General features: G+C 71.0%; 23 protein-coding genes and 1 pseudogene. 13 read left to right on the plus strand and 11 right to left on the minus strand.

The genetic code is table 11. The features are described from left to right. Nucleotides 1-10: 10 nt before the first annotated feature. Nucleotides 11-382, minus strand: coding sequence for a WhiB family transcriptional regulator (locus FDM97_RS29885; protein WP_137993598.1), 372 nt, complete (start codon nucleotides 380-382; stop codon nucleotides 11-13). A gap of 138 nt (nucleotides 383-520) precedes the next feature. After that, nucleotides 521-1,219, minus strand: a complete 699-nt coding sequence (locus FDM97_RS29890; RefSeq protein WP_137993599.1) for a DUF1707 SHOCT-like domain-containing protein — start codon at nucleotides 1,217-1,219, stop codon at nucleotides 521-523. A gap of 80 nt (nucleotides 1,220-1,299) precedes the next feature. Between FDM97_RS29890 and FDM97_RS29895 the strand changes: the two genes are divergently transcribed. The 5 genes from FDM97_RS29895 to FDM97_RS29915 all read left to right on the plus strand — a co-directional run bounded on the left by FDM97_RS29895 (nucleotide 1,300) and on the right by FDM97_RS29915 (nucleotide 5,215). Beyond that, a complete protein-coding gene (locus tag FDM97_RS29895; RefSeq protein ID WP_432816258.1) occupies nucleotides 1,300-1,677 on the plus strand; it encodes a DUF1304 domain-containing protein in 378 nt (125 codons plus the stop codon). After that, nucleotides 1,674-2,246, plus strand: a complete 573-nt coding sequence (locus tag FDM97_RS29900; protein ID WP_137993601.1) for a TetR/AcrR family transcriptional regulator — start codon at nucleotides 1,674-1,676, stop codon at nucleotides 2,244-2,246. Before FDM97_RS29895 ends, FDM97_RS29900 begins: the two co-directional genes overlap by 4 nt. A gap of 100 nt (nucleotides 2,247-2,346) precedes the next feature. Further along, entirely contained in the window at nucleotides 2,347-4,014 is a 1,668-nt protein-coding gene (locus tag FDM97_RS29905; RefSeq protein ID WP_175439281.1) for a fumarate hydratase, read from the plus strand. A gap of 116 nt (nucleotides 4,015-4,130) precedes the next feature. Next, entirely contained in the window at nucleotides 4,131-4,526 is a 396-nt protein-coding gene (locus FDM97_RS29910; protein ID WP_137993603.1) for a VOC family protein, read from the plus strand. Nucleotides 4,527-4,558: 32 nt separating this feature from the next. After that, the gene (locus FDM97_RS29915; RefSeq protein ID WP_175439282.1) at nucleotides 4,559-5,215 is read left to right on the plus strand and encodes a lipoprotein; all 657 of its coding nucleotides are present in this window, start codon (nucleotides 4,559-4,561) and stop codon (nucleotides 5,213-5,215) included. Nucleotides 5,216-5,280: 65 nt separating this feature from the next. On the opposite strand, the gene FDM97_RS29920 is transcribed toward FDM97_RS29915, so the two are convergent. After that, nucleotides 5,281-6,813, minus strand: a complete 1,533-nt coding sequence (locus tag FDM97_RS29920; RefSeq protein WP_137993604.1) for a ricin-type beta-trefoil lectin domain protein — start codon at nucleotides 6,811-6,813, stop codon at nucleotides 5,281-5,283. Nucleotides 6,814-6,918: 105 nt separating this feature from the next. Between FDM97_RS29920 and FDM97_RS29925 the strand changes: the two genes are divergently transcribed. From FDM97_RS29925 to FDM97_RS29935, 3 genes are all read left to right on the plus strand, one after another. Continuing rightward, the gene (locus FDM97_RS29925; protein WP_137993605.1) at nucleotides 6,919-8,334 is read left to right on the plus strand and encodes a class II fumarate hydratase; all 1,416 of its coding nucleotides are present in this window, start codon (nucleotides 6,919-6,921) and stop codon (nucleotides 8,332-8,334) included. A gap of 44 nt (nucleotides 8,335-8,378) precedes the next feature. Beyond that, nucleotides 8,379-9,044: a cytidylyl-2-hydroxypropylphosphonate hydrolase gene (gene fomD / locus FDM97_RS29930; protein WP_137993606.1), complete on the plus strand. Its 666-nt coding sequence runs from the start codon at nucleotides 8,379-8,381 to the stop codon at nucleotides 9,042-9,044. A gap of 289 nt (nucleotides 9,045-9,333) precedes the next feature. Continuing rightward, nucleotides 9,334-11,484: a SpoIIE family protein phosphatase gene (locus tag FDM97_RS29935; RefSeq protein WP_137993607.1), complete on the plus strand. Its 2,151-nt coding sequence runs from the start codon at nucleotides 9,334-9,336 to the stop codon at nucleotides 11,482-11,484. A 118-nt stretch (nucleotides 11,485-11,602) separates the two neighbouring features. Here the strand turns inward: FDM97_RS29935 and FDM97_RS29940 are convergent, their stop codons facing one another. Further along, a complete protein-coding gene (locus FDM97_RS29940; RefSeq protein WP_137993608.1) occupies nucleotides 11,603-13,783 on the minus strand; it encodes a transglycosylase domain-containing protein in 2,181 nt (726 codons plus the stop codon). 263 nt (nucleotides 13,784-14,046) lie between these two features. On the opposite strand from FDM97_RS29940, the gene FDM97_RS29945 reads away from it, so the two are divergent. After that, a complete protein-coding gene (locus FDM97_RS29945; RefSeq protein WP_137993609.1) occupies nucleotides 14,047-14,571 on the plus strand; it encodes a PadR family transcriptional regulator in 525 nt (174 codons plus the stop codon). 11 nt (nucleotides 14,572-14,582) lie between these two features. Here the strand turns inward: FDM97_RS29945 and FDM97_RS29950 are convergent, their stop codons facing one another. Further along, complete coding sequence (locus FDM97_RS29950) at nucleotides 14,583-15,560, minus strand: hydrogen peroxide-inducible genes activator (protein WP_254705803.1); 978 nt, start codon at nucleotides 15,558-15,560, stop codon at nucleotides 14,583-14,585. 133 nt (nucleotides 15,561-15,693) lie between these two features. Here FDM97_RS29950 and FDM97_RS29955 point away from each other — a divergent pair, with 133 nt between their 5' ends. Together FDM97_RS29955 and FDM97_RS29960 are read left to right on the plus strand one after the other, a co-directional pair. Next, on the plus strand, nucleotides 15,694-16,248 hold the full coding sequence (locus tag FDM97_RS29955) for a peroxiredoxin (protein WP_137993611.1): 555 nt from the start codon (nucleotides 15,694-15,696) through the stop codon (nucleotides 16,246-16,248). A gap of 6 nt (nucleotides 16,249-16,254) precedes the next feature. Then, entirely contained in the window at nucleotides 16,255-16,788 is a 534-nt protein-coding gene (locus tag FDM97_RS29960) for an alkyl hydroperoxide reductase (protein WP_137993612.1), read from the plus strand. Between the two features lie 51 nt (nucleotides 16,789-16,839). Here the strand turns inward: FDM97_RS29960 and FDM97_RS29965 are convergent, their stop codons facing one another. The 5 genes from FDM97_RS29965 to FDM97_RS29985 all read right to left on the minus strand — a co-directional run bounded on the left by FDM97_RS29965 (nucleotide 16,840) and on the right by FDM97_RS29985 (nucleotide 22,705). After that, nucleotides 16,840-17,520: a hypothetical protein gene (locus FDM97_RS29965; protein WP_137993613.1), complete on the minus strand. Its 681-nt coding sequence runs from the start codon at nucleotides 17,518-17,520 to the stop codon at nucleotides 16,840-16,842. Further along, complete coding sequence (locus tag FDM97_RS29970) at nucleotides 17,517-19,091, minus strand: AI-2E family transporter (protein ID WP_137993614.1); 1,575 nt, start codon at nucleotides 19,089-19,091, stop codon at nucleotides 17,517-17,519. Before FDM97_RS29970 ends, FDM97_RS29965 begins: the two co-directional genes overlap by 4 nt. Before the next feature lie 115 nt (nucleotides 19,092-19,206). Next, nucleotides 19,207-19,896, minus strand: coding sequence for an aggregation-promoting factor C-terminal-like domain-containing protein (locus tag FDM97_RS29975; RefSeq protein ID WP_137993615.1), 690 nt, complete (start codon nucleotides 19,894-19,896; stop codon nucleotides 19,207-19,209). 385 nt (nucleotides 19,897-20,281) lie between these two features. Then, entirely contained in the window at nucleotides 20,282-21,607 is a 1,326-nt protein-coding gene (locus FDM97_RS29980) for a PhoH family protein (RefSeq protein WP_137993616.1), read from the minus strand. A gap of 336 nt (nucleotides 21,608-21,943) precedes the next feature. Continuing rightward, nucleotides 21,944-22,705, minus strand: a complete 762-nt coding sequence (locus tag FDM97_RS29985; protein ID WP_137993617.1) for an isoprenyl transferase — start codon at nucleotides 22,703-22,705, stop codon at nucleotides 21,944-21,946. Nucleotides 22,706-22,816: 111 nt separating this feature from the next. Between FDM97_RS29985 and mgrA the strand changes: the two genes are divergently transcribed. Further along, nucleotides 22,817-23,854, plus strand: coding sequence for an L-glyceraldehyde 3-phosphate reductase (gene mgrA / locus FDM97_RS29990; protein ID WP_137993618.1), 1,038 nt, complete (start codon nucleotides 22,817-22,819; stop codon nucleotides 23,852-23,854). Nucleotides 23,855-24,125: 271 nt separating this feature from the next. Next, nucleotides 24,126-24,437 (plus strand): annotated as a pseudogene (locus tag FDM97_RS29995) (DNA glycosylase AlkZ-like family protein); the annotation flags it as partial. Between the two features lie 51 nt (nucleotides 24,438-24,488). Here FDM97_RS29995 and FDM97_RS30000 read toward each other — a convergent pair. Continuing rightward, nucleotides 24,489-25,985, minus strand: coding sequence for a DUF2079 domain-containing protein (locus FDM97_RS30000; RefSeq protein ID WP_254705804.1), 1,497 nt, complete (start codon nucleotides 25,983-25,985; stop codon nucleotides 24,489-24,491). Nucleotides 25,986-25,992: the final 7 nt, after the last annotated feature.

Genomic DNA, 25,992 nt, shown 5'->3' on the forward strand with positions numbered 1-25,992 from the left:
CGGAGGCCCGTCAGCCGGCCGCGGCGACCCGGTCCGCTGCCGCCGCCTTCTTGAGCTCCACCTCCCGCCGCCTGCGCCGGGCGAGCACGACGCGGCGCTCGGCCGCGGTCAGCCCGCCCCACACGCCGTACGGCTCCGGCTGGAGCAGCGCGTGCTCCCGGCACTCGACCATCACGGGGCAGCGGGCGCAGACCTGCTTCGCGGCCTCCTCGCGCGAGAGCCGGGAGGCGGTCGGCTCCTTGGAGGGGGCGAAGAACAGTCCGGCCTCGTCCCGGCGGCACACCGCCTCCGTGTGCCAGGGGCCGGCCTCGTCCTCCCGTGCGGGAGCGCGCGGGGGCGGAACGGCGGCGACCTGGCGGGACTGATGCGGCAGTTGCAGCACGGTCTACTCCTGACGACGGCTTCGCGAGCGAGAGACGATGCAGCAGCCCTACCCGCTGTGCGCACGCCTATGCACTGAGTGCCGTCCGGTTCCGGAGTGCGGAACCTCAGGGGCGGATTCCGGTCACCGGCCCCAGGGTCAGTGACCGAGGTGCTTGCGCATCCTGTTCTGGACGTGGTTCTGCAGGTCGGTGATCCACTTGCCGCGCTTGGGCTTGGCCTCGACGTTGCCGAACACCGAGTAGCCGTTGATCACGACCAGCGGGGCCTGCGGATCGGCGGCCTCCAGGTTCACGACCTCGAAGTTGCCGAAGATCCCCGTGCCGTTGCCGCGCAGGCTGATGTTCTCCGGGACGCGCACCTCCACGTTGCCGAAGATCGAGGTGGCGTTGATGGTGGTCAGCCGCTGGGCGAAGAGCGCCTCGGTCAGGTCGATCTCGATGTTGCCGAAGAGCGAGAACGCGTTGGTCCTGCGGCTCACGCGCCAGCGGCCCTTGCGGGTGGTGCTGGAGAAGACGGCGATCAGGTTGTCGGCGGGGCCCGAGACGTCCTCGGGTCCGTACGCGTAGGCCCGCTCGGGCTCCTGGCGGGGGCGCGCGCCCGCGGGGAGGTCGCGGACGATCGGCTCCAGCTCGCCCAGGGTCTTGGCGCGGTAGACGGCGTCGATCCGCTCGGAGTGCTCCTCGGCGTCGAGCCGGCCCTCGGCCAGGGCGTCCCTGAGGATGTCCGCGATCCGGTCCCGGTCGGCGTCCGAGGCCCGCAGAGCATCGGACGGATCGCCCACGGGCGTGGGTTCGGCGGGGGCGACCGGCTTCTCAGGCTGCTTTTCGAGGTCCACGACCTCAGCCTAGCGAAACGCGATAGATCGCGACTAGAGGGCGCGGCGGCGCTCCTGGTGACCCTTCTGGACACCTGTCCATGTATCCTGGACAGGTGTCTATCATCGCGAACATCCTCGTCGGCCTCGTCGCCGCCCTGCACGCCTACATCCTCGTTCTGGAGATGTTCCTCTGGGAGCGCCGCCCGGGACGCGAACTCTCCGGCTTCGACGCGGACATGGCCCGCGCGACCGCCGGCCTCGCCGCCAACCAGGGCCTGTACAACGGTTTCCTCGCCGCCGGTCTCGTCTGGGGCCTGATCGCCGCCGACCCCACCGGCCACCGGGTGCAGATCTTCTTCCTCTCCTGTGTCGTGATCGCCGGGGTGTACGGAGCCGTCACCGCCAACCGCCGGATCCTGTTCGCCCAGGCCCTGCCCGGTGCGCTCGCCCTGGCCGCCGTACTGTGGGCGGGGTGACCGCAGCAGCCACCGACCCCCGCGCCGCCCGCACGCGCGCCAAGCTGCGCGCCGCCCTCCTGGAGGAGTGCGCCGAACGCCCCCTGGACGAGGTCGGGGTCGCCGCGCTGGTCCGCCGGGCGGGAGTCGGCCGGGCCACCTTCTATCTGCACTACACCGACCTCCAGGCCCTCGCCGTCGACGCCTGCGCCGATGTCGTACGGGAGGCGGTCGAGGCCCTGCACGCCTGGCGGGGCGTCCCCGACCCCGACGTACCGCCTCCGGCCCTGGCCGCGTTCTTCGCGGACGTCGCCCCGCACGCCCGGCTCTACACGAGCCTGTTGCGGCCGGGCGGCGGCGGGCCGCTCGGCGACCTGCTCCACGCCGAGCTGCGCGAGTACAGCCGCCGGGAGCGCGCGCTCGCCGGCGCGCCGGAGCCCGCGCTGGTCGCGTCCGCCGTGTCGGCGGCCTTCGGCGGGCTGCTCGCCGACTGGCTGCACGGCCTGATCGAGGCGACCCCGGAGGAGCTCGCGGACCGCACCTGGCGGCTGCTCGTCGCCCTGCACCGGACGCCGCTGGGCGGGAAGTGAGCCTTACCTCACAGGATCGGGACGTACGGGCCGTTCTACGCTGGAGGGCGCGCTGCCAATGGAGGCCGTGCAGCTGTCTGCCGAGTGAGGAATGGCCGAAATGCCAGAGTTTGCGTACTCCGATCTGCTCCCCCTGGGAGAGGACACCACGCCCTACCGCCTGGTGACCTCCGAAGGTGTCTCCACCTTCGAGGCCGACGGCCGTACGTTCCTCACGGTCGAGCCGGAGGCGCTGCGCACGCTCGCCGCCGAGGCGATCCACGACATCCAGCACTACCTGCGCCCGGCCCACCTGGCCCAGCTGCGCCGGATCATCGACGACCCGGAGGCGTCGAGCAACGACAAGTTCGTCGCGCTCGACCTCCTCAAGAACGCGAACATCGCCGCCGCGGGCGTCCTGCCCATGTGCCAGGACACCGGCACCGCGATCGTCATGGGCAAGCGCGGCCAGAGCGTGCTGACCCGGGGCAAGGACGAGGAGGCCCTGTCCAAGGGCATCTACGACGCGTACACCAAGCTCAACCTGCGGTACTCGCAGATGGCCCCGCTGACCATGTGGGAGGAGAAGAACACCGGCTCGAACCTGCCCGCGCAGATCGAGCTGTACGCGACGGACGGCGGCGCGTACAAGTTCCTCTTCATGGCCAAGGGCGGCGGCTCCGCCAACAAGTCCTTCCTCTACCAGGAGACGAAGGCCGTGCTCAACGAGGCGAGCATGATGAAGTTCCTGGAGGAGAAGATCCGCTCGCTCGGCACGGCCGCCTGCCCGCCGTACCACCTGGCGATCGTCGTCGGCGGCACCTCGGCCGAGTTCGCGCTGAAGACCGCGAAGTACGCCTCCGCGCACTACCTGGACGAGCTGCCGTCCGAGGGCTCCGAGCTCGGCCACGGCTTCCGGGACAAGGAGCTGGAGGAGAAGGTCTTCGAGCTCACCCAGAAGATCGGCATCGGCGCGCAGTTCGGCGGCAAGTACTTCTGCCACGACGTCCGCGTCGTCCGCCTGCCCCGCCACGGCGCCTCGCTGCCCGTCGCGATCGCGGTGTCCTGCTCCGCCGACCGTCAGGCCGTCGCGAAGATCACCGCCGAGGGCGTCTTCCTGGAGCAGCTGGAGACCGACCCGGCGCGCTTCCTGCCGGACACCACCGACGAGCACCTCTCCACCGAGGGGGACGTCGTCAAGATCGACCTGAACCAGCCCATGGACGAGATCCTCGCCGAGCTGACGAAGTACCCCGTCAAGACCCGCCTCTCACTGACCGGCCCGCTGGTCGTGGCCCGCGACATCGCGCACGCCAAGATCAAGGAGCGGCTCGACGCGGGCGAGGAGATGCCGCAGTACCTGAAGGACCACCCGGTCTACTACGCCGGTCCGGCCAAGACCCCCGAGGGCTACGCCTCCGGCTCCTTCGGCCCGACGACGGCCGGCCGGATGGACTCGTACGTCGAGCAGTTCCAGGCCGCGGGCGGCTCCAAGGTCATGCTGGCCAAGGGCAACCGCTCGAAGCAGGTCACGGACGCGTGCGGCGGCCACGGCGGCTTCTACCTGGGCTCGATCGGCGGCCCGGCGGCGCGTCTCGCGCAGGACTGCATCAAGAAGGTCGAGGTCGTCGAGTACGAGGAGCTCGGCATGGAGGCCGTCTGGAAGATCGAGGTCGAGGACTTCCCGGCGTTCATCGTCGTGGACGACAAGGGCAACGACTTCTTCCAGAACCCGGCCCCGGAGCCGACCTTCACCCACATCCCGGTCCGCGGCCCCGGCCTCGGCTGACCGGCACCCTTCTCCCCCCTGAGGCCAAGTAGGCCGGAATCCGGCCTACTTGGCCCCTAGAGTCCTGCCATCGGCCGGGACGCGGTGTCCGCGGCGGTGACGAGAGGGGAACGTCCATGTTGCGAGGGCTCACCACGGTCAGCTTCTACGCCTCCGACCTGGCCGCGGCGAAGAGCTGGTATTCGGAACTGCTCGGCATGGAGCCGTACTTCGAGCGGCCGGGGTACGCCGAGTTCCGCATCGGTGACTACCAGCACGAGTTCGGGCTGATCGACGCCCGCTACGCACCCGCGGGCGCCGCGGCCGGACCCGGGGGCGCGATCGTCTACTGGCACGTCGACGACGTGAGCGCGACGTTCGAGAAGCTCCTGTCCATGGGGGCGAAGGAGTACGAGCCGCTCACCCCCCGCGGCCCGGGATTCGTCACCGCCTCGGTGACCGATCCGTTCGGGAACGTCCTCGGCGTGATGCGGAACCAGCACTACATGGACGTGCTGAACACCCCGCGGTAGGGGTACCGGACGCCCTGGATACGCTCACGCGCATGAGACACCCGATACGGATCATGGTCCCGGCCCTCGCCGCGCTGGCGGCGGCGGGACTGCTGACCGGCTGCCTGGGCACCGAGGCGAAGCCCGACAGGACGGCCGACGGCACGGCCGACAGCGCGGCCGGCACGCCGGCGGCGAAGGCCACGTCGCCCGCGTCGGCGTCGCCCAAGGCGACCCTGGGCGGACCCGGGACCGCCTGTGCGCTGCCCGTCTCCTTCGAGTTGGCGGCGGACTGGAAGCCGAACGTGATCAAGAACGCGGAGGACCCGGAGTTCGCCGCGCTCACCCGCCAGGGTCCGGTCCTGTCCGTCTGCGAGATCGACGCCAAGCCGGCCGGTCACCTCGGGTATCTGCGGGTCTGGACGGGCAGGCCGGGCGACGCCAGGGCGACCCTCGAAGGCTTCGTGAAGGCGGAGAAGAACACCTCGAAGGTCTCCTACAAGGAGACGAAGGCGGGCGCGCTGCCCGCCACCGAGGTCACGTACACGGTCTACAACGAGATCATGGAGGAGTCCAAGGAGGAGCGGGCCTTCGCCGTCTCCACCCCCAAGGGCACGGTCGTCGTGCACCTGGGCGGGCTCGACTCCGAGGAGCACCGGGAGATGCTGCCGGCCTACGAGCTGGCCCGGTCCAGCCTCAAGACCCTCTGATCCCTGCGCACGGACCGTGGCCCCCGTCCCGCACCGGACGGGGGCCACGGCGTCTCACCGCACGGTCACGCGAACCGCTGGTTCGCCGAGCCGTCGCAGTTCTGCAGCCGCAGCGGCTGCTTCGCCGCCGCCTGTGTGAGGCAGAGCCCGGTCGCGGCCGCCGGCCGGATCGTGGCCCCGTCCCGTACGAACGTCTGGTTCGCCGCGCCCGAGCAGTTCCAGACGATGAGCGCCGCGCCCGCCTGGTACCTGGCGGCGGGAACGTCCAGGCAGCGGTCCTGGGTCAGCTCCGTGTGGACGGTCCTGCGCCCGGAGTCGTACCACCAGCCCTGGTTGCGGCCGCCGTGGCAGTCCCAGCCGAGCACGGCGGTGCCGTTCGCGGAGGTGGCCGCCTCGACGTCCACGCAGTTCCCCGTGGCCTGGTTCTTCAGCGGCTTGTAGACGTCGTCCCAGGCGTACGGGAAGAGGGTCGGCCGCCCGCTGGAGTTGACGTCCGCGCAGCTCGCCTCGCGCAGACCGGAGTCGTAGATCTGCGTGAGGCAGGAGGCGAAGGCGGCGTGGCCGCTCGCGTTGGGGTGGAAGGACTGCCGGACGGAGTTCTCGTCCGGGGTGCCGGGCTTGGAGAGGTCGATGTACAGACCGCGGGCCCAGGTGTCCTCCATGCAGACCTCGTGGCCGTGGAAGAGCCGCGAGTTGTCGAGGTAGGTGGCCCCGGTGTTCGCGGCGGCCCTGCGCATGCCGCGTTCGAAGGCGGGGACGGCGGTGTTGCGGCCCCAGACGGTGTCGGAGTCGTAGCCGAGTCCGCCGCAGGCGAGCTTGCCGGGGAAGTTCGGGTTGTCGTGGAAGTCGGGGCCGATGGGGCTCGGGTAGCCCATGACGACGAGCTTGTAGTCGCCGTCGGCGTATCCGGCGTCGCGCATCACGGTCCGCAGGTCGCGGACGGTCTGCTCGACCTTGGGGACGAGGGCGTCGACGCGGGCCTGCCAGCCGGGGGCGTACTTGGGCTCGCACGGGCCCTGGAGGGTGAGGTAGCGGGTGACGCAGTCGGTCATCACGGGACCGAACTGCAGGTCGTCGTTGGCGCCGGCGACCAGCAGCACCATCTTGATACGGGTGTTGCGGGCCTTGATGGCGAGGTTGTCGCTCTGGACGAGCTCGTCGGCGTACTGCTTCGAGCCGCCGATCCTGATGTTGCCGCTGTAGGCGCCGGAACAGGACACGTTGAACGTGAGGTCCGCGGGGATCGCCGTGCGGTGGATCGCGGCGTCGGGCGAGCGGTGGCACCAGTTGGTCGGCCCGTTGGTCGGCGGCTCGTAGGTGCCGACGCCCTCGCCGGAGATCTCGCTGTCGCCGAGCGAGATCAGGCCGGTCCTGCGCTCGGCGAGCGGCCGCTCCTCGGGGCTGCCGTAGATCCTGGTGGCCTCGGCGGCGCGGATGGCCTCCAGTTCGGGCGAGAGCGGCACGGACGCCGCCGTACGGGTGCCGGTGCCGGTGTCGGCCGCGCCGGCGGGGGCTGCGGCTGCCATGGTGCCGAAGGCCGCTGCGGCCGCGGCCGTGGCCGCGATCGTCCAGCGGAGTCTGTACCTGGTGCGCCTCATTGCGCCTCCTGGAAGTGGGGTTACCCACGGTTTCTACTGGCCGGTACGCGCAATGGGAATAGCCGTAACAAGACAAGTGCTCAACTTTGCATGGAGGTTGACGACATGGCCGACACGACCGGCGACGACATGAGCGAGTACCGGACCGAGCACGACTCCATGGGCGAGGTACGGGTCCCCGCGCACGCCAAGTGGCGTGCGCAGACCCAGCGGGCCGTGCAGAACTTCCCCGTCTCGGGCCAGCGGCTCGAGCGCGCCCACATCGAGGCCCTCGCCCGGATCAAGGCCGCCGCCGCCAAGGTCAACGCCGCGCTCGGCGTGATCGACCAGGACATCGCGGACGCCGTCCAGGCCGCCGCCTCCGAGGTCGCCGAGGGCCGCTGGGACGAGCACTTCCCGGTCGACGTCTTCCAGACCGGCTCGGGCACCTCGTCCAACATGAACACCAACGAGGTCATCGCCACCCTGGCGGGCGAGCGGCTCCCCGAGGGCCGGGAGGTCCACCCCAACGACCATGTGAACGCCTCCCAGTCGTCCAACGACGTCTTCCCGTCCTCGATCCACATCGCCGCCACGGCCGCCGTCACCCGGGACCTGATCCCCGCGCTGGAACATCTGGCCGCCTCGCTGGAGCGGAAATCAGCCGAATTCGCGGACGTGGTGAAGTCCGGCCGTACGCATCTGATGGACGCCACCCCCGTGACCCTGGGACAGGAGTTCGGCGGCTACGCGGCCCAGGTCCGGTACGGCGTCGAGCGGCTGCGCTCCTCCCTGCCCCGGCTCGCCGAACTCCCCCTCGGCGGTACGGCGGTGGGCACCGGCATCAACACGCCGCACGGCTTCTCCGCCGCGGTCATCGCCGAGATCGCCGACGCGACCGGCCTGCCGCTCACCGAGGCCCGCGACCACTTCGAGGCGCAGGGCGCCCGGGACGGCCTGGTGGAGACGTCCGGCCAGCTCAGGACCATCGCCGTAGGTCTCACGAAGATCTCCAACGACCTGCGCTGGATGGCGTCGGGGCCGCGCACCGGCCTGGCCGAGATCAACCTCCCCGACCTCCAGCCCGGCTCGTCGATCATGCCGGGCAAGGTCAATCCGGTCGTTCCCGAGGCGGTCCTGATGGTCGCCGCGCAGGTGACCGGAAACGACACCACGGTGGCGGTGGCGGGCGCGGCCGGGAACTTCGAGCTCAACGTGATGCTCCCGGTGATCGCCAAGAACCTCCTGGAGTCGGTCCGGCTGCTGTCCAACGCCTCGCGCCTCCTCGCGGACCGTACCGTCGACGGCATCACCGCCAACGTCGAGCGGGCCCGGGAGTACGCCGAGTCCTCGCCGTCCGTCGTCACCCCGCTCAACAGGTACATCGGCTACGAGGAGGCCGCCAAGGTGGCCAAGAAGTCCCTGGCGGAGCGGAAGACCATCCGCGAGGTCGTGCTCGCGTCCGGCTACGTCGAGCGGGGCGATCTGACCCTGGAGCAGCTCGACGAGGCCCTCGACGTCCTGCGTATGACTCATCCGTGACCTGTGCCGCAGCGGTGAAGGGGGCCCGCCCCTAAGATCTGCGCATGACAGGATCGGGCGGCCCTCAGCACTGGGCGCCGGGGGAGCACATCCTCTGGCGCTACCGCGGCAACGGCTCCGGCGCGGTGCACATCTGCCGGCCGGTGACCGTCGTCCAGGACACCCCCGAACTGCTCGCGGTCTGGATGGCCCCGGGCACCGAGTGCGTCAAGCCGGTGCTCGCCGACGGGACTCCCGTGCACGAGGAGCCGCTCGCCACCCGCTACACCGCCCCGCGCACCACCGCCCGCTCGCGCTGGTTCGGCACGGGCGTGCTGAAACTGGCCCGGCCCGGGGACCCCTGGTCGGTCTGGCTGTTCTGGGAGCGCGGCTGGCGCTTCCGCAGCTGGTACGTGAACCTCGAGGAGCCGCGCACCCGTTGGTCCGGTGGCGTCGACTCAGAGGACCACTTCCTCGACATCTCCGTCTACCCGGACCGCAGCTGGCTGTGGCGGGACGAGGACGAGTTCGCGCAGGCCCAGCGGTCCGGGCTGATGGGCGCGGCGCAGGCGGCGCGGGTACGGTCCGCGGGCCGGGCCGCGGTCGAGGTGATCCGGGCCTGGGGCGCGCCGTTCTCGGACGGCTGGGAGAACTGGCGGCCCGATCCGGGGTGGACCGTGCCCGAGCTGCCGGTGGATTGGGATCGCACCCCGGCGCACACGGCACCGTGAGACCCTTGATGCGCCCCCGGGGTGCAAACGTAGGATCGTCCTCCGCAAGGCGGTGATCAACCGACGAGGCGTCAACCACAGAGCACGGCGCAGGACCTGACCGTAAGTCATCCTTGAGGGGGAGAGCAGTGCCGGACGTGTGCCCGGGTGTTCCGACCCCTGTCGTAGCCGCTGCCGGCGGGGCGTTCACATCCACCGCGCGCCAGGGGTTTATCCCCGGTGAAGGCGCGGCATCGGCGAGAAGAGCGAGTGCATCGCACCACCGGCCCGGACGGACGGAATCCCACGCGTGACGGAGCATCCCACCTCCCACGAAGGCCGGCAGCCGCTGGCTGCCCGGTCGCACGAGCGCACCCGCCCCCGCCAGGAAGCGGCCGAGGCGAGCGCGCCGGGCACGGGCGGCCGACCGGGCCGCGCCGACGCCCGGGACGCCTCTCGTACGCCGTCCCGGAGCGGCGAGACCGCTGCCGCCGAGACGCCGGTGCCGGAGCGGCCCGGCCCCCGGCCGGGCGACGCGCCGGGCCCGGGCCGCTCCGGCACGGGTGCCCCCGTGCCCGGGCAGGTGACGCCATCCGCCGCGGCGGCCCCCGCCTCGGGCGGGACGGCAGCCGCGGGCGGCGACCGTGGGCACACCGCCACAGGGACGGGTGGCGACACCGGCCGTCCCGTGCCGGGGCAGGGCATGGCGGCCGCGGTGATGGCCGTGGCGGGGCCCGGCGGCGGCGCCCCGGCACAGGACGCCGCGGAGGCGCGGCGCGAGGGCGACCGGCTGCGGTTCGTGGGCGCGGCGACCCGCCGGATCGCGCGCGGGATAGACCTCGACGAGATCGTGCTCGGCCTGTGCCGGGCGACCGTGCCGACCTTCTCCGACGCGATCCTGGTGTATCTGCGCGACCCGCTGCCGGTGGGCGACGAGCGCCCCGTCGCGCCGTTCGTGCTGCGGCTGCGCCGTACCGACCGGCTCCGCTTAACGGACCTGGAGGGCGAGGAGCTGCTGCTCGTCCCCGACCCCGATCCGACCCCGGCGGCCGAGCTGTGCGAGGTCCGCTCCGGAAGCGCGCTCGCCGAGGTGCTGCGCGGGGTGCGGCCGGTCTTCGGCGACTCCGCCGCCGCCCGCGCCGCGCTGCCCGAGCTGCTCGGGCCCGACCATGTGCTGCCCGGCGGGCACCGGGCGATACTGGCCCCGCTGCGGGGCCGGCGCCGGGTGATCGGCGCCGCGGTCTTCCTGCGCCGCCCCGAGCGGCCGGGCTTCGAGCCGAACGACCTGCTGGTGGCGGCGCAGCTGGCGACGCACACCGCGCTCGGCATCGACAAGGCCGTGCTGTACGGCCGCGAGGCGTACATCGCCGACGAGCTGCAGCGCACCATGCTGCCGGACTCGCTGCCGCAGCCGACCGGCGTGCGGCTCGCCTCCCGCTATCTGCCGGCCGCCGAGACGGCCCGGGTGGGCGGCGACTGGTACGACGCGATCCCGTTGCCCGGCAGCCGGGTGGCGCTGGTGGTCGGCGACGTCATGGGCCACTCCATGACCTCGGCGGCGATCATGGGCCAGCTGCGGACCACGGCGCAGACCCTGGCGGGGCTCGACCTGCCGCCGCAGGAGGTGCTGCACCACCTGGACGAGCAGGCCCAGCGCCTCGGCCAGGACCGGATGGCGACCTGTATGTACGCGGTGTACGACCCGGTCTCGCACCGGATCACCATCGCCAACGCCGGCCATCCGCCGCCGATACTGCTCCACCTCGGCGGCCGGGCGGAGGTCCTGCGGGTACCGCCGGGGGCGCCGATCGGCGTGGGCGGGGTCGACTTCGAGGCGGTCGAGCTGGACGCCCCGGCCGGGGCGACGCTGCTGCTGTACACGGACGGTCTGGTCGAGTCCCGGCTGCGGGACGTGTGGACCGGGATCGAGCAGCTGCGGGAGCGCCTCGCGGCGACCGCCCAGCTGACCGGCCCCGACCACTCGCCTCCCCTTGAGGCGCTCTGCGACGACGTCCTCGACATGCTCGGGCCGGGCGACCGGGACGACGACATCGCGCTGCTCGCGGCCCGTTTCGACGGGATCGCGCCCAGTGACGTGGCGTACTGGTTCCTGGAGCCGGAGGACGCGGCCCCGGGGCGGGCGCGGCGGCTGGCCCGGCGGGCGCTCGCCCGCTGGGACCTGGAGGAGCTCACGGACTCGGTCGAGCTGCTGATCAGCGAGGTCGTGACGAACGCCGTGCGGTACGCGGAGCGGCCGGTGACCCTGCGGCTGCTCAAGACCGACGTGCTGCGCTGCGAGGTCGGCGACGACTCCCCGCAGCTGCCCCGGCAGCGGCGGGCCCGGGACACCGACGAGGGCGGGCGCGGTCTCTTCCTGGTGAACCGGCTGGCCAGGCGGTGGGGCGCGACGCGGCTCTCGGGCGGCAAGGTCGTCTGGTTCGAGCTTCCGACCCGTAGCTGAACGGATCGAGCCGAACGGATCGAGCCGAACGGATCGGCACGCGCGGCGACACGGTCGCCCGGGTGACGACGAAGGCCGGGCCCTGTCGGGTCCGGCCTTCGTCGTCAGTACACGGCTGTCACTGCTGCGGTTGCTGGTCGAAGACCGGCGGTTCGATCGTCGGGTCCGTGGTCTCCGGGGGCTTCGTCGGCCGCGTCGGGAGCGGCGGCGTCGTGACCGTGTCCGTGGGCTGCGGCGGCGTGGTCGCCGTCGAGGTCGGCGGCGGCGTCGGGTCCGGGGAATCGGTGACGGGCGGCGGGGTCGAGGTCGGCGCCTCGCTGCTCCGCGACGGGGTCGGGGCCGACTCCACGACGTCCTGCGAACTGTCGGTCTCCAGGTCGAACCGGGCGTCGGAGCCGCCGCCGAGCGCCGCGGTGGTGTAGTCGCCCCAGATCTGGGCCGGGGTCCGGCCACCGTTGGCGCGGCCCGGGTTGATCGTGTCGGTGAGCGTGACCTGGTTGCCCTTGGCGTCCTCGCCGAAGAGGCCGACGGCGGTGACCAGTTCGGGGGTGTAGCCGACGAACCAGGCGGAGCGGTTGTTCTCCGAGGTGCCGGTCTTGCCCGCCGCCGCGTAGTCGCCGGCCGCACGGAAGCCCGAGCCGCTGCGGACGACGCCGGTCATCGCCTTGGTGACGGTGTCGGCGGCCTCGCGGCTGATGACCTGCTCGCCGATCGACTTCACCGGCTCGGCCTTGCGGTCCCGGTGCTCGGCGGACTTCACGATGGTCGGGGTGACCTTCACACCGTGGTTGTCGAGCGTGGCGTAGACGCCGGCCATGTCCCAGGTGGAGGCGCCCATGGTGCCGAGCGACATCGCGGGGGTCTCGCCGAAGTCCGCGCCGTCCTTCATGCCGAGGGCGAGGGCGGTCTTCTTGGTGTTGCCCGGGCTGACGTCCACGATCATCTGCGCGTAGACGGAGTTGATCGAGCTGTTGGTGGCCTTCTGCACGGTGACCGGGCCGTAGCTGCGGTCGTCCTCGTTCTCCGGGGCGAACGGGACGTCGCTGCCGACGACCGGCCGCCGGCTCCTGCCGTCGTAGATCGTGCCGAGGCCGATCTTCCGGCCGTCCTGGGTCTCGGCGCCGTTGTCGAGGGCGGCGGCGAGGACGATCGGCTTGAAGGTCGAGGCGGGCTGGTAGTCGCGGCGGGTGGCGTTCGACGTCCAGTGCTCGGTGGCGCCGACGCCTCCGTACATCGCGACGACCTTGCCGGTCTTCGGGTCGACCGAGGTGGCGCCCGCCTGGACGGTGGCGTCCTTCTTGTCGCCCTTGCGGTCGAGCTTCGCCTCCAGCTGCCGCTCGACCGCCTTGACGAGGGCCTTCTGCTTCTTCTCGTCGATGTTGAGGGTGATCGTCCAGCCGCCGGCCTTGATGTCCTCCTCGGGGATGCCCTGGCGCATCAGCTCCTGGTTGGCGGCCTCGACCATGTAGCCGGTCTGGCCCTCCATGCCGGGGGCGGCCTTCGCCTTCTGCGGGACGGGGAAGGTCAGCGTGGCGCGCTTGGAGGCGTCGAGCCAGCCCTCCTCGACCATGTTGTCCAGGGTGTAGTTCCACCGCTCCTCGACCAGCTTGCGGCCGGTCGGGGTGGCGGAGGTCCAGTCGTACTGGTTGGGGGCCTGGAGCAGGGAGGCGAGGTAGGCGCCCTGGGCGACGTTCAGCTTGGAGGCGTCGATGCCGTAGTACGACTGGGCCGCGGCCTGGATGCCGTAGGCACTGCGGCCGTAGTAGCTGGTGTTCATGTACCCGGCGAGGATCTCGGGCTTCCCCATGCGCTGGTCGACCTTGAGCGCGATCACCATTTCCTTGAGCTTGCGCGTGGCCGTCTGGTCCTGGCTCAGGTAGTAGTTCTTCACGTACTGCTGGGTGATGGTCGAGCCACCCTGCTTGCCCTTGCCGGTGATCGTGTTCCAGGCGGCGCGGGTGGTGCCCTTGATGTCGACGCCGTTGTCCTTGTAGAAGGTCTTGTTCTCCGCGGCGACGAAGGCGTCCTGGACGTCCCTGGGGATCTTCTCCAGGCCGACGATCTCGCGGTTGATCTCGCCGGTACGGGCGAGGACCTTGCCGTCGGAGAACTTGTAGACGTTGCTCTGCATGGTCGCCTGGGCGTTGGCGGTCGGCACCGGGACCATCAGGTAGATCACGTAGAACGCGCCCATGGCGAGCAGGCAGCCGACGAAGAACGTGCCCAGGAGTTTCTTCCAGGTGAAGAGACGGCGTATGCGCCCGCCCTTCTTCCCCTGGCGCGTGTCCGTTCGGCCCATTTTCTTCGTCGCTCCGCTCGTCGTGGTTCCGGCCGGGTGCCCTGGCCGGATCAGCTCAGCAAGCTAACACCGCTGATGGTGACAAAGGCCTATCGATCCGGTCTTTTCCGGACGTGAGAATCAGCACCCGTCTCGCTGGAACCGACGCTTCTGGGACCGGGATGGTTGTGCGCAATCGGTCACAACACCCCTGACGTGTCAGCAAGGGGCACTTGTCGGCCAGCTGTACATCGCGTGTATACACCGTGTGTACAGTGAGCCGCATGTCCGTCGGTCACACCCTTCTCGGGCTCCTGGAGTCCGGTCCGCGCCATGGCTACGACCTCAAGCGCGCCTTCGACGAGAGCTTCGGCCACGACCGGCCGCTGCACTACGGACAGGTCTACTCGACCATGTCCCGGCTGCTGAGGAACGGCCTCGTGGAGGTGGACGGCGTCGAGGCGGGCGCCGGCCCCGAGCGGAAGCGGTACGCCATCACCGAGGCCGGCGTCACCGATGTCGAGCAGTGGCTGGGCCGCCCCGAGAAACCGGAGCCGTACCTCCGGTCCACGCTCCACGCCAAGGTCGTCCTCGCGCTGCTCACCGGACGCGGGGCGGCCGAGCTGATCGATGCGCAGCGGACCGAACATCTGCGGCTGACGCGCGAGCTGACCCGGCGCAAGAAGGGCGGCGATCTCGCCGACCAACTGATCTGCGACCACGCCCTGTTCCATCTCGAAGCCGATCTGCGCTGGCTGGAACTGATCGCCTCACGGCTCGACCGGCTCGCCGAGGAGATCCGCCGATGACCACCCCGGGCTCACTCGCCGGCGCCCGAGCCCGAGCCCGGGCCCGCGCCCACCACCCGTACCGGAAGCCGCTTCATCGCACCCCGCAGCGCGTGTGCCAGTTCCTCGAACTCCGTGTGACGGGCCGTCCCCGTCCGCATGGCGAGGGCGACCCGGCGTGAGGGGGCCGGGGCGGTGAAGCGACCGGTCGACAGGGCGGTGTTGCGGGCGGTCTCGACCTTGACGGCCGTGCGCGGCAGCAGGGTCACGCCGAGGCCGCCCGCCACCAGCTGGACCAGCGTGGACAGTCCCGCCGCGGTCGTGGTGACCGGCGTCCCCTCGGTGCGGCCGGCCTCGCGGCAGATGTCGAGGGCCTGGTCGCGCAGGCAGTGCCCCTCGTCGAGCAGCAGCAGGTCGAGCTCCTTCAGCGCCTCGCGCGGAATGTCACCGCGTCCGGCGAGCGGATGTCCCTCCGGGGCGACGAGCACGAAGTCCTCGTCGAAGAGCGGCAGTTCGGAGACCCCGGGCACCCCGAGCGGCACGGCGAGCAGCAGCAGATCGAGCCGCCCGGCCGCGAGCCCCTCCAGGAGCGAGGAGGTCTGCTCCTCGTGGACCTGGAGGTCGAGCTCCGGATAGCGCTCGTGGACCAGGCTCAGGACGGTGGGCAGCAGATACGGGGCGACGGTCGGGATCACGCCGAGCCGCAGCACCCCGGTGAACGGCGCCTGCGCCGCCTCCGCCTCCTCCATCAGCTCCGCGACGGCGTCCAGGACGGTCCTCGCCCGGACGGCCAGCCGCTCCCCCGCGGGCGAGAGCAGTACCTTGCGCGTCGTACGCTCGAGGAGCTGGACACCGAGTGCCTCTTCGAGAGCCGAAACCGCGCCCGAAAGCGCCGGCTGGCTCATCCCGATCGACGCCGCCGCGTCCCGGAAGTGGAGATACTCCGCGACCGCCGCGAAGGCTCTGAGCTGGGAAAGGCTGGGCTGCTTCACCCGCCGTGCAGGGATCACTGATAACCACCTTCGATCAACCCGACCGAGTGTAGCTATTTCACTGATCAATGCACCCCGTGCCATGCTGTGGGCCGTCCAACCCCTTACGGAAGACCCCAAAAGGGACCCTTCCAACCTGCGAGGAGAGCGCGTGCTCACTGTCGGTGACCAGTTCCCCACCTACGACCTGACCGCCTGCGTGTCGCTGGAGAGCGGCAAGGAGTTCGAGCAGATCGACCACAAGTCCTACGAGGGCAAGTGGCGTGTGGTGTTCTTCTGGCCCAAGGACTTCACCTTCGTCTGCCCGACCGAGATCGCCGCCTTCGGCAAGCTGAACGACGAGTTCGCGGACCGTGACGCACAGATCCTCGGCGTCTCCGGCGACTCCGAGTTCGTGCACCACGCCTGGCGCAAGGACCACGCCGACCTGCGTGACCTGCCCTTCCCGATGCTCGCCGACTCCAAGCACGAGCTCATGCGCGACTGCGGCGTCGAGGGCGAGGACGGCTTCGCGCAGCGTGCCGTCTTCATCGTGGACCCGAACAACGAGATCCAGTTCACCATGGTGACCGCCGGCTCCGTCGGCCGTAACCCCAAGGAGGTCCTGCGGGTCCTGGACGCCCTGCAGACCGACGAGCTGTGCCCGTGCAACTGGAACAAGGGCGAGAACACCCTCGACGCGGCCGCGCTCCTGTCGGGCGAGTGATCTGACATGGCTCTCGACGAACTCAAGTCCGCCATACCGGACTTCGCCAAGGACCTGAAGCTGAACCTCGGTTCGGTGATCGGCAACAGCGAGCTCCCGCAGCAGCAGCTCTGGGGCACGGTCCTGGCCTGCGCGATCGCCTCGCGCTCGCCGAAGGTCCTGGCGGAGCTGGAGCCGGAGGCCAAGGCCAACCTCAAGCCCGAGGCGTACACGGCGGCCAAGTCCGCCGCCGCGATCATGGCGATGAACAACGTCTTCTACCGGACCCGGCACCTGCTGTCGGACCCGGAGTACGGGACGATGCGCGCCGGTCTGCGGATGAACGTCATCGGCAACCCCGGCGTCGAGAAGGTCGACTTCGAGCTGTGGTCGCTCGCCGTCTCGGCGATCAACGGCTGCGGCCAGTGCCTGGACTCGCACGAGCAGGTCCTGCGCAAGGCCGGCGTGGACCGCGAGACGATCCAGGAGGCCGTCAAGATCGCCTCGGTGATCCAGGCGGTCGGCGTGACGCTGGACGCGGAAGCGCTCATCGCCGAGTGAGACGCGTGACGTGACGAGAAGGGCCCCGGGGTTCGCCCCGGGGCCCTTCTGTCACTTCTTGAGCGCCGCCATCAGCGCCTTGACGTCCTGGGACAGCGGGACGTCGATGCCGGAGAGGTCGGTCTTCCGCGTCGACTGGACCGGCTCGCCGTTCTCGTCGTACTGGTACTGGGCGTTGATCATGATCTCGATCTCCGCCTGGCCGTCCAGGACGGCGATCCACGCGTACTCGTTGTCCTGGCGGAGGAAGTTCGCCTTCTCCCCCAGCCCGTCGATCCGCTCGGTGGACTCGATCCCGTCGCCGAACCGGGAACCGAACTCGGGCTCCGGATCGGTCACCTTGTGCAGGGTGTAGTCGATCTGCACGCTGTACCCGCTCTCGGGAGGCCCGAAGGCCAGCGAGCAACCGGCCCGTTCCAGCGCGGGGTGCTTCATCGGCTCGCTGAGGCCGTCCACGGACCTTTCTCCGAGGGCGTCGGCGAGCGCCTTGAGCTCCGCCTTCTCGCACAGGTCGACGACGCTGCCGTACCCGCCCAGGTCGGGGCCCTCGTCCCGCGTCCGGTCGTACGCGAAGAGGCCGCCGCCCCACACCGCCGACGCCACCACCGCGCCGCCCAGCGCCCACAGCCAGGGGCGGCGCGGGCGCGGCGGGCGCGGGGTCTTCGGCTCGGGGGCGAGCACCTCACCGGTCGGGAAGTCGGCCCCGCCCACCAGTTCCGGTTCGGAGATCACGCCTCGCCCTTGTCCCTGGAGCCGGGCGCCGGGGTCGGCGCCACCGCGTACGCGGTCGCCCCGCGCGGTTCCGGCGTGCTGAGCAGGGCCTGCTCATGGGTGTACGCGCGGAGGTAGCCGACCACCGTGTTGGTGACCGCGACCAGCGGCACCGCCACCACCGCGCCGCCGATGCCCGCGGTCAGACCGCCGGCCGCGACCGCGAGGACGACGGCGAGGGGGTGGACCCGTACCGCCCGGCCCAGGATGAAGGGCTGGAGCACATGGCCCTCGATCTGCTGCACGGCCAGGACCACGACGAGCACCATCAGGGCGGTGAAGACCCCGTTGGTGACCAGGGCGACCACGACCGCGAGGGCGCCGGAGATGACGGCACCGACCAGCGGGATGAAGGCGAAGAGGAAGATGAACACGGCGAGCGGGACGGCCATCGGGACATCGAGGAAGTAGAGGCCGATGCCGATGAAGACCGCGTCGATCAGGGCCACGACCACCGTGCCGCGCACATAGGCGGTCAGCGTCCGCCAGGCCCGGGGCCCCGCGCCCGCGACGCCGGGCCGGGCCTGGGCGGGCACCAGCTTCAGCGTCCACTGCCAGACCTTCTTCCCGTCGTAGAGGAGGAAGAGGGTCGAGAACATCGCGAGCAGTATCCCGGTCAGGGCCTCGACGACCACGGTCACGCCCTGGAGTCCGGCGGAGGTGATCTGCTCGGTGTTGGAGCCGATGGTGTCGCTGAGGTTCTCGGCGATGTCGTTGATCTGCGACTCGGTCACATGGAACGGGCTGTCGAGCAGCCAGCGCTTGAGCTCCTCGATACCGTCCCTGACGCGGTCCGAGAGGTTGTCGAGGTTGTCCATCACCTGCCAGACCACGAACCAGCCGACCAGGCCCATGATCACGAAGCCGGAGACGGCGGTGACGGCGGTGGCGAGCCCGCGGGGCAGCCCCATCTTCCGCAGCCGGGCCACCGTGGGCTGGAGCAGCGCGGTGATGAGCAGCGCGGCGACGAAGGCGAGCACGACCAGCTGCACCGAGCTGATCACCTTCATCAGGACCCAGACCGTGCCGGCGAGCACGAGCAGTCGCCAGCCGGCCTCGGCGGCGACCCGCATGCCCCACGGGATCGCGGCGACGGGGTCGGGGCGTGCGGCGACGGCGGGCGCGTAGGCGGGGGGCGCGGGCACGGAGGAGCCGGGGGTCTCGCCCTGCGGTGCCCGCCGTCCGGGCCACCGCTCGGACGGGGGCGTCCCCTCGGCGTACCGCTTGTCGTCGGAGGCCGCCTCACCCGGACCCTGGCCGGGGTCCCGGCCGTCGGCGGGGCCGGCTCCGGGACCGGGGCGCCGCCCGGACTCGGGCGAACCGCCCGGGCCGGTGCCACGTCGCCCGACGCCCTCCGTGTCCGCGTGCCCGTCCGCGGACGTGGCCGGGGACGCGGCCGGGGGACCGGGGTCCCCGAACGGCGGGTCGAGTTCATGCGCGCGTTCCGCGCGGGCGCGGCGCTCGTCCAGGCGTTCGCCCATACGGCTCAGCCCCTCGCCCAGCCGGCCGAGCCATCGTGGCAGTGTCGACATGATCTTCTCTCTCCCCCCGCTCACTCCCCCCGGGAGCCGTGGAACTGTGAACCTACACGCCTGGAGCCCCCCACCGTAGGACGGTGAGGGGCTCCACGAGGTTGAGCTCGCCGGTCTAGTACCAGCGGTTGGCCTGCCAGAAGTTCCACGCGCCGCACGGGCTGTCGTAGCGGCTGTTCATGTAGTTCAGGCCCCACTTGATCTGGGTGGCCGGGTTGGTCTGCCAGTCGGCGCCCGCCGTCGACATCTTCGAACCCGGGAGGGCCTGGACGAGGCCGTAGGCACCCGAGGAGGGGTTGACGGCACGGTAGTTCCAGCCGGACTCGTGGTCCACGATGTTGCTGAAGCACTGGAACTGGTCCGCCGGGATCATCTGGCGGGCGATCGCCTTGACCTCGGCGATGGTGTACGACCCCTGGGCCGAGAAGCTCGAAGCGTCGCGGACGGCGGCGCGGTTGGCCCGCTCCTCGGCCTCCTTGCGCTCCTGCTCCGCCTTGTCGGCGGCTTCCTTCTTCGCCTCGGCGTCCTTGGCGGCCTGCAGACGGGCCGCTTCCTCGGCGGACTTCCTCGCGGCCGAGTCGGCCGCGGCGGCCTGGACGTCGGCCTGCTCCGAGAGCGAGGAGACCTGTACCTGGGCCTGCTCGCCCGCGGGGATGTCCGCGAGCAGCGTGGTGTCGGCCGCGGTGGCCTCGAAGTTGTCGTCCGAGGACTGGGCGTTGCCCGAGGCAACACCCACGACGGCGCCGACGGTGGTGACCGCAGTGGCCGAAGCCACCGCGAATCCCCGGACCGAGATCCGGCTCACACGGTTTCCTTCCAGCATCGCCCACGCAGGTGACCAAGCGGGCGAAATCGTGCCCCTGGCGCTGGTCTTCGACGTACTGGGTCACAGAAGACACGGGCCCGTGGTGCTGTGGGCGGCATACGGCGAACGGCTGTTGAGTTGTGTGGTGCCGCACCCCTGAGGGTGCACGTGTGCCGTATGCGGGGCCTGACGGAAGCAAGACTCTGCCGGACGCCGACACCGCAAGGCAATTCTGCGTTGCGTGTGAAAGCTCACACCTCGCAAGCCACAGGAGTTTTGGCCGAATCTGCGGACAGCAGGGCGCCGCCCGGCTAAGCTCCTCCGCTTCGCCGGACGGCGCCAACTGCTGTACGCGTACGAGACGGTAGGAACCGTCTCAATCGGTTCAGATATGCACGTCCTCCAGCATTTCGGTCACGAGCGCGGCGATCTGCGAGCGCTCCGAGCGGGTCAGGGTGACGTGCGCGAAGAGCGGATGCCCCTTCAGCTTCTCGACGACGGCGACGACTCCGTCGTACCGGCCGACCCGCAGGTTGTCGCGCTGCGCGACGTCATGGGTCAGCACCACACGGGAATTCGCCCCGATCCGGGACAGAACGGTCAGCAGGACGTTCCGCTCCAGGGACTGGGCCTCGTCCACGATGACGAAGGCGTCGTGGAGGGAGCGGCCCCGGATGTGGGTGAGCGGCAGGACCTCCAGCATGCCGCGGCCGAGCACCTCCTCGATGACCTCGCGGCCCGCGACCGCCGAGAGCGTGTCGAAGACCGCCTGCGCCCAGGGGCTCATCTTCTCGGCCTCGCTGCCCGGCAGATAGCCGAGCTCCTGGCCGCCGACCGCGTACAGCGGACGGAACACCATCACCTTCTGGTGCTGCCGGCGCTCCAGGACCGCCTCCAGGCCCGCGCAGAGGGCCAGCGCGGACTTGCCGGTGCCGGCCCGGCCGCCCATCGAGATGATGCCGACGTCCGGGTCGAGGAGCAGGTCGAGCGCGATGCGCTGCTCGGCGCTGCGGCCACGGATGCCGAAGGCCTCACGGTCGCCGCGCACCAGCCGGATGTTGCCCTCCGCCGTGATCCGGCCGAGCGCCTTGCCCCGCTCGGACTGCAGGACCAGGCCCGTGTGCACCGGAAGCTCGGCGGCCTCCGGGACGTAGAGCGTGTCCTGGTCGTAGAGGATGTCCACCTGGTCGGCGGAGAGTGCCAGTTCGGACATTCCGGTCCAGCCGTTGTTGTCCGTGATGGCCAGTTCGGCGCGGTACTCCTCGGCGAGGAGACCGACCGAGGACGCCTTGATGCGCAGCGGCAGGTCCTTGGAGACGACCGTGACGTCGTACCCCTCGGCCTGGAGGTTGCGCGCGACCGCCAGGATCCGTGAGTCGTTGTCCCCCAACCGGTAGCCGGCGGGAAGCACGCCGGGGTCGGAATGGTTCAGCTCGACACGCAGGGTGCCGCCCAGGTCCCCGATGGGGAGCGGGGCGTCCAGGCGCCCGTACCGGACCCGGAAGTCGTCCAGGAGGCGCAGGGCCGCCCGGGCGAAGTAGCCGAGCTCGGGGTGGTGCCGCTTGGCCTCCAACTCGGTGACCACGACGATCGGGAGCACGACCTCGTGCTCGTCGAAGCGTGACACGGCGTTGGGGTCGGCCAGCAGGACGCTGGTGTCGAGAACATAGGTGCGCCTGTCGGACAAGCGGCGCTTAGTGCTGGTCACCACGGAAGGACAGACCCCCTTTGACGACCCTCATGAGGTCGGGGTGCGACGGAACCGGTGTCGCTGCGGGATGGGACCGGGCTCTGGCCACGAAACGTGGGCCGAGCACCGGCCCTCCGCTTCGTCCGTACATGTCCTGCACGGTCGTCCTGGTGCAACGGGCCTCCCGGGTGGCGGTCTCCGTGCCGCTCACTCTGGAAGGGGTATTCCCTCGAACACCCCCGCCCATGCCATGGCATATGACGGCGTGTTCATGAACGGGAGGTGACCGGACCGCCGGGGCCGCTGTCGGGTTCGGCGTCAGGTTCCGTCGTCGGGTTCCGTCGACTGGTTCCGGCGTCAGGTTCCGTAGCGGCGGTGACGGGCCGCGTAGTCGCGCAGCGCCCGCAGGAAGTCGACCTTGCGGAAGGCCGGCCAGTGCACTTCGCAGAAGTAGTACTCGGAATGGGCGCTCTGCCAGAGCATGAAGCCGGACAGCCGCTGCTCACCGCTGGTACGGATCACCAGGTCCGGGTCGGGCTGCCCGCGCGTGTAGAGGTGCTCGGAGATGTGCTCGACGTCGACGATCTCCGCGAGCTCCTCGAAGCTCGTCCCCTTCTCCGCGTGCTCCAGGAGCAGCGAGCGGACCGCGTCCGCGATCTCCTGGCGACCGCCGTAGCCCACCGCGACGTTCACGAGTATCCCCGTGTTGTCGTGGGTGGACTGCTCGGCCTCCTTCAGTACGGACTGGGTGCGGGCCGGCAACAGGTCGAGCGTGCCGACGTGGTGCACCCGCCAGCGGCCGTCGGCGGCGAGCGCGCGCACGGCGTTCTCGATGATGCCGAGCAGCGGGACGAGCTGCTCCTCGGGCCGGTTCAGGTTGTCCGTGGAGAGCATCCAGAGCGTGACGACCTCGACGTCGGTCTCGGCGCACCAGCCGAGCAGCTCCTGGATCTTGTCCGCGCCGGCCTTGTGTCCCTGCTCGGGGGTGCCTCCGGAGGCCTTGGCCCAGCGCCGGTTGCCGTCGAGGATGACGCCGATGTGCTTGGGCACCTGGGCGTGATCGAGTCGGCCTTCCACCCGGCGTGCGTAGAGCCCGTACACCAGGTCGCGCAGGTTCACTGTTCTTAACCCCTCCATGCCGACGGCGGTCCCCGAAGCCGCCACATTACTGCGGACGGGTAACGGGCTCCCAGCCCGGGACTGTCACAAGTCCGTGATAAGCAGAGATACGTGACTGATTCCCCCCTGTACCGCGCCTCCGCGGACCGCTACGAGCACATGGAGTACCGCCGCACGGGCCGCAGCGGGCTCAAGCTCCCCGCCGTCTCCCTCGGTCTCTGGCACAACTTCGGCGACGACCGCGCGCTCGACTCGCAGCGCGCGATCCTGCGCCGCGCCTTCGACCTCGGTGTGACCCACTTCGATCTGGCGAACAACTACGGGCCGCCGGCCGGCTCCGCCGAGCTGAACTTCGGCAAGATCTTCGCCCAGGACTTCGCGCCGTACCGGGACGAGCTGATCGTCTCGACCAAGGCCGGCTATCTGATGCACCCGGGCCCGTACGGCGAGTGGGGCTCCCGCAAGTACCTGATGTCCTCGCTCGACGCCTCGCTGAAGCGGATGGGCCTCGACTACGTCGACATCTTCTACTCGCACCGCTTCGACCCGCACACCCCGCTGGAGGAGACGATGGGGGCGCTCGCCTCCGCCGTCCAGCAGGGCAAGGCGCTGTATGTCGGCGTCTCCTCGTACAACAGCGAGCAGACCGCCGAGGCCGCGCAGATCCTCAAGGACATGGGCGTCCCGGCCCTCATTCACCAGCCGTCGTACTCGATGATCAACCGCTGGACGGAGGAGGACGCGCTCCTGGACACGCTGGAGGCGGCCGGCATGGGCTGCATCTCCTTCGTGCCGCTGGCCCAGGGCCTGCTCACCAACAAGTATCTGAAGGGCATCCCGGAGGGGTCGCGGGCCACGCAGGGCAAGTCCCTCGACCCGAAGCTGCTCTCCGACGAGGTGCTGCGGCGGCTGCGCGGTCTCGCCGACATCGCCGAGCGCCGCGGGCAGTCGCTGGCGCAGCTCGCGCTGTCGTGGGTGCTGCGCGACGAGCGGATGACGTCCGCGCTGATCGGCGCGTCCAGCGTCGGGCAGCTGGAGGAGAACGTGGCCGCGCTGGCCGGGCCGCCGCTGACGGGAGAGGAGCTGAAGGAGATCGACTCCTTCGCGGTGGACACCGAGGGCACCAACATCTGGGCCGGACGAGGCTGACACCGCTCCCATCCGCTCCCACCGCTGACACCGGGGTGGTGGGAAAGAAAAACGGGCCGGTCCGTGGGGGGGATACGGACCGGCCCGAGGGGGGGTTTCCACCATAACCCTTCATTACTGGTGCTGCGCGCCACGTGCCGCCATTGGTCTGTCCCAGAATCCGCGGAGCCCAGTCGGGACAAGGGCCGTGGGCCCCGGTGGCGGGTTTGCGCCCCGGCGTGGCGGCGGGTTTCGTACCTCCCAAGAGGGACCCCTGGACCAGGCCTCCCGGTTGACGGCAGACGGCCTCCGGCAGTTCCTGGACGAGCCGGCGGACACCCCGCCGGCGGCGCTGACCGCCGCGATGCTCGGCGCGCACGCCCAGGTCCTGTCGGCCGCCGAGCTGTCCGTGGCGCTGCGTACGGCGGAGGCGACGCGGACGGACGTACGGGCGGCGCTCTGGTAGGACCGCACCCTGGTCAAGGCGTACGGACCGCGCGGCACCGTGCATCTGCTGCCGGCCGCCGATCTGCCGCTGTGGACGGGGGCGCTCGGCGCGATCCCTTCCGGGGCGAGCCCGATGCCGGCGGACGTACGGATGACGACGGTGGGCCCGCACGCCTAGCGGACAGGCGGAGGGCGGCCGGCGGCGCACCTAGTGGGCGGCGCGGCGCAGCAGGGTCACCCCGTCCCGCGCGGCCACCACCTCGTATCCGTACTTCTCCTGCGCCGCCGTCAGCTCCGCCCTCTGCTGCCGCAGCGGGTACGGCCAGTGCCCCGGCCGGTACGGCCAGGCCTCCGGGGTCCGCTCGTCGTGGATGATCCACTCGGTAGTGGGCGGCGGAAGGTCCTCGCGCCGGTACTCGTAGAGCCGGCCGCCGACCGGGAAGGTCGGGAAGAGGACGACGGTGCAGCGAGAAGTGAGCTGCGGGGCGAGCCGGTTGGACGCGGCGACGGTCGCGCCGTCGGGGATCTCGTCGAGAAGCGCGCGGGCGGCCCGCAGGTGCGGGGTGGTCTGCCAGGTGGCCCGCTGGGCGAGCTGGGCCAGCGGGAACGAGGGCAGGAGCACGGCGGTCACCGCGAGGACGGTGGCGAGCGAGGCGCGGACGTTGCGGGGGTTGGTCTCGCGGCCGAGGACGTCGAGAAGCCCGGCGAAGACGACCGGCATGAGGATCGCGCTGTAGTGGAAGGCGGTGCCCCAGTGGAAGCCGTTCTCGGAGACCATCCGCCAGCCGAGGGTGGGCAGGGCGATCAGGGCGAGCGGGGAGCGCAGGGCGAGCAGCGCGGACGGGGCGAAGACGAGGACGAGCGTGGTCGCCTTGGTCTCGGGGCGCAGCAGGTCGAGCGGGGCGTGGGCGAGGGCGCCGAGGAGGGAGGTGCGGGTCTCGGCGAGGTTGCCGCCGTGCGCGTATCCGCCGGTGGGGTCGAGGGCGGGCAGCAGGAGCGTGATCTCCAGGAGCGAGCCGAGCAGTCCGGCGGCGGCCGTCGCCAGACCGAGGCGGCGCGGGCCTTTGAGCGCGATGTACACACCGACGGCGGCGAGGGTCAGGCCCAGGTCCTCCTTGATGAGCAGGAGGGGCGCGGCCCAGGCGACGGCGGGTCCCCAGCGCCGCCGGCCGAGCGCTTCGAGGGCGAAGGCGAGCAGCGGTACGGCGAGGGTGACTTCGTGGAAGTCGAAGGCGGCGGCGGAGGCGATGCCCCAGCTGAGCCCGTATCCGGCGGCGACCGCGTGGGCGGCCCGGCGGCCGAGCGCGCGCCGGGCCCAGCGGGCGAGGGGGACGACGGCGAGGGCGAGGAGGGCGGACTGGGCGATGAGCAGGCAGAGCGGTGAGGGCCAGAGACGGTAGAGGGGGGCGAGGGCCGCGAGGAGGGGATGGAAGTGGTCGCCGAGCAGGAGGAAGCCCTCGCCGCGCAGGGGGACGACGGGGGCGCGGAGTTCGGCGTAGGCGCGGACGGCCTGCTCGAAGATGCCCAGGTCGTAGCCGGTGGTCCGCAGGAGCATGTGGCGGCGCACGGCGACGGTCGAGTAGAGGAGACACAGGGCCGCGGCCCAGCCCCACCAGAGTGCGGCCGGTCGGCGGAACCATGGGGTGGGCCGCGCGACGGCCTCCGCCTGCGCCTTCACGGGCAGAATGTCAGTCATTGTCCGCATACGGCTG

This window comes from Streptomyces vilmorinianum (assembly GCF_005517195.1).
Taxonomy (GTDB): Bacteria; Actinomycetota; Actinomycetes; order Streptomycetales; family Streptomycetaceae; genus Streptomyces; species Streptomyces vilmorinianum.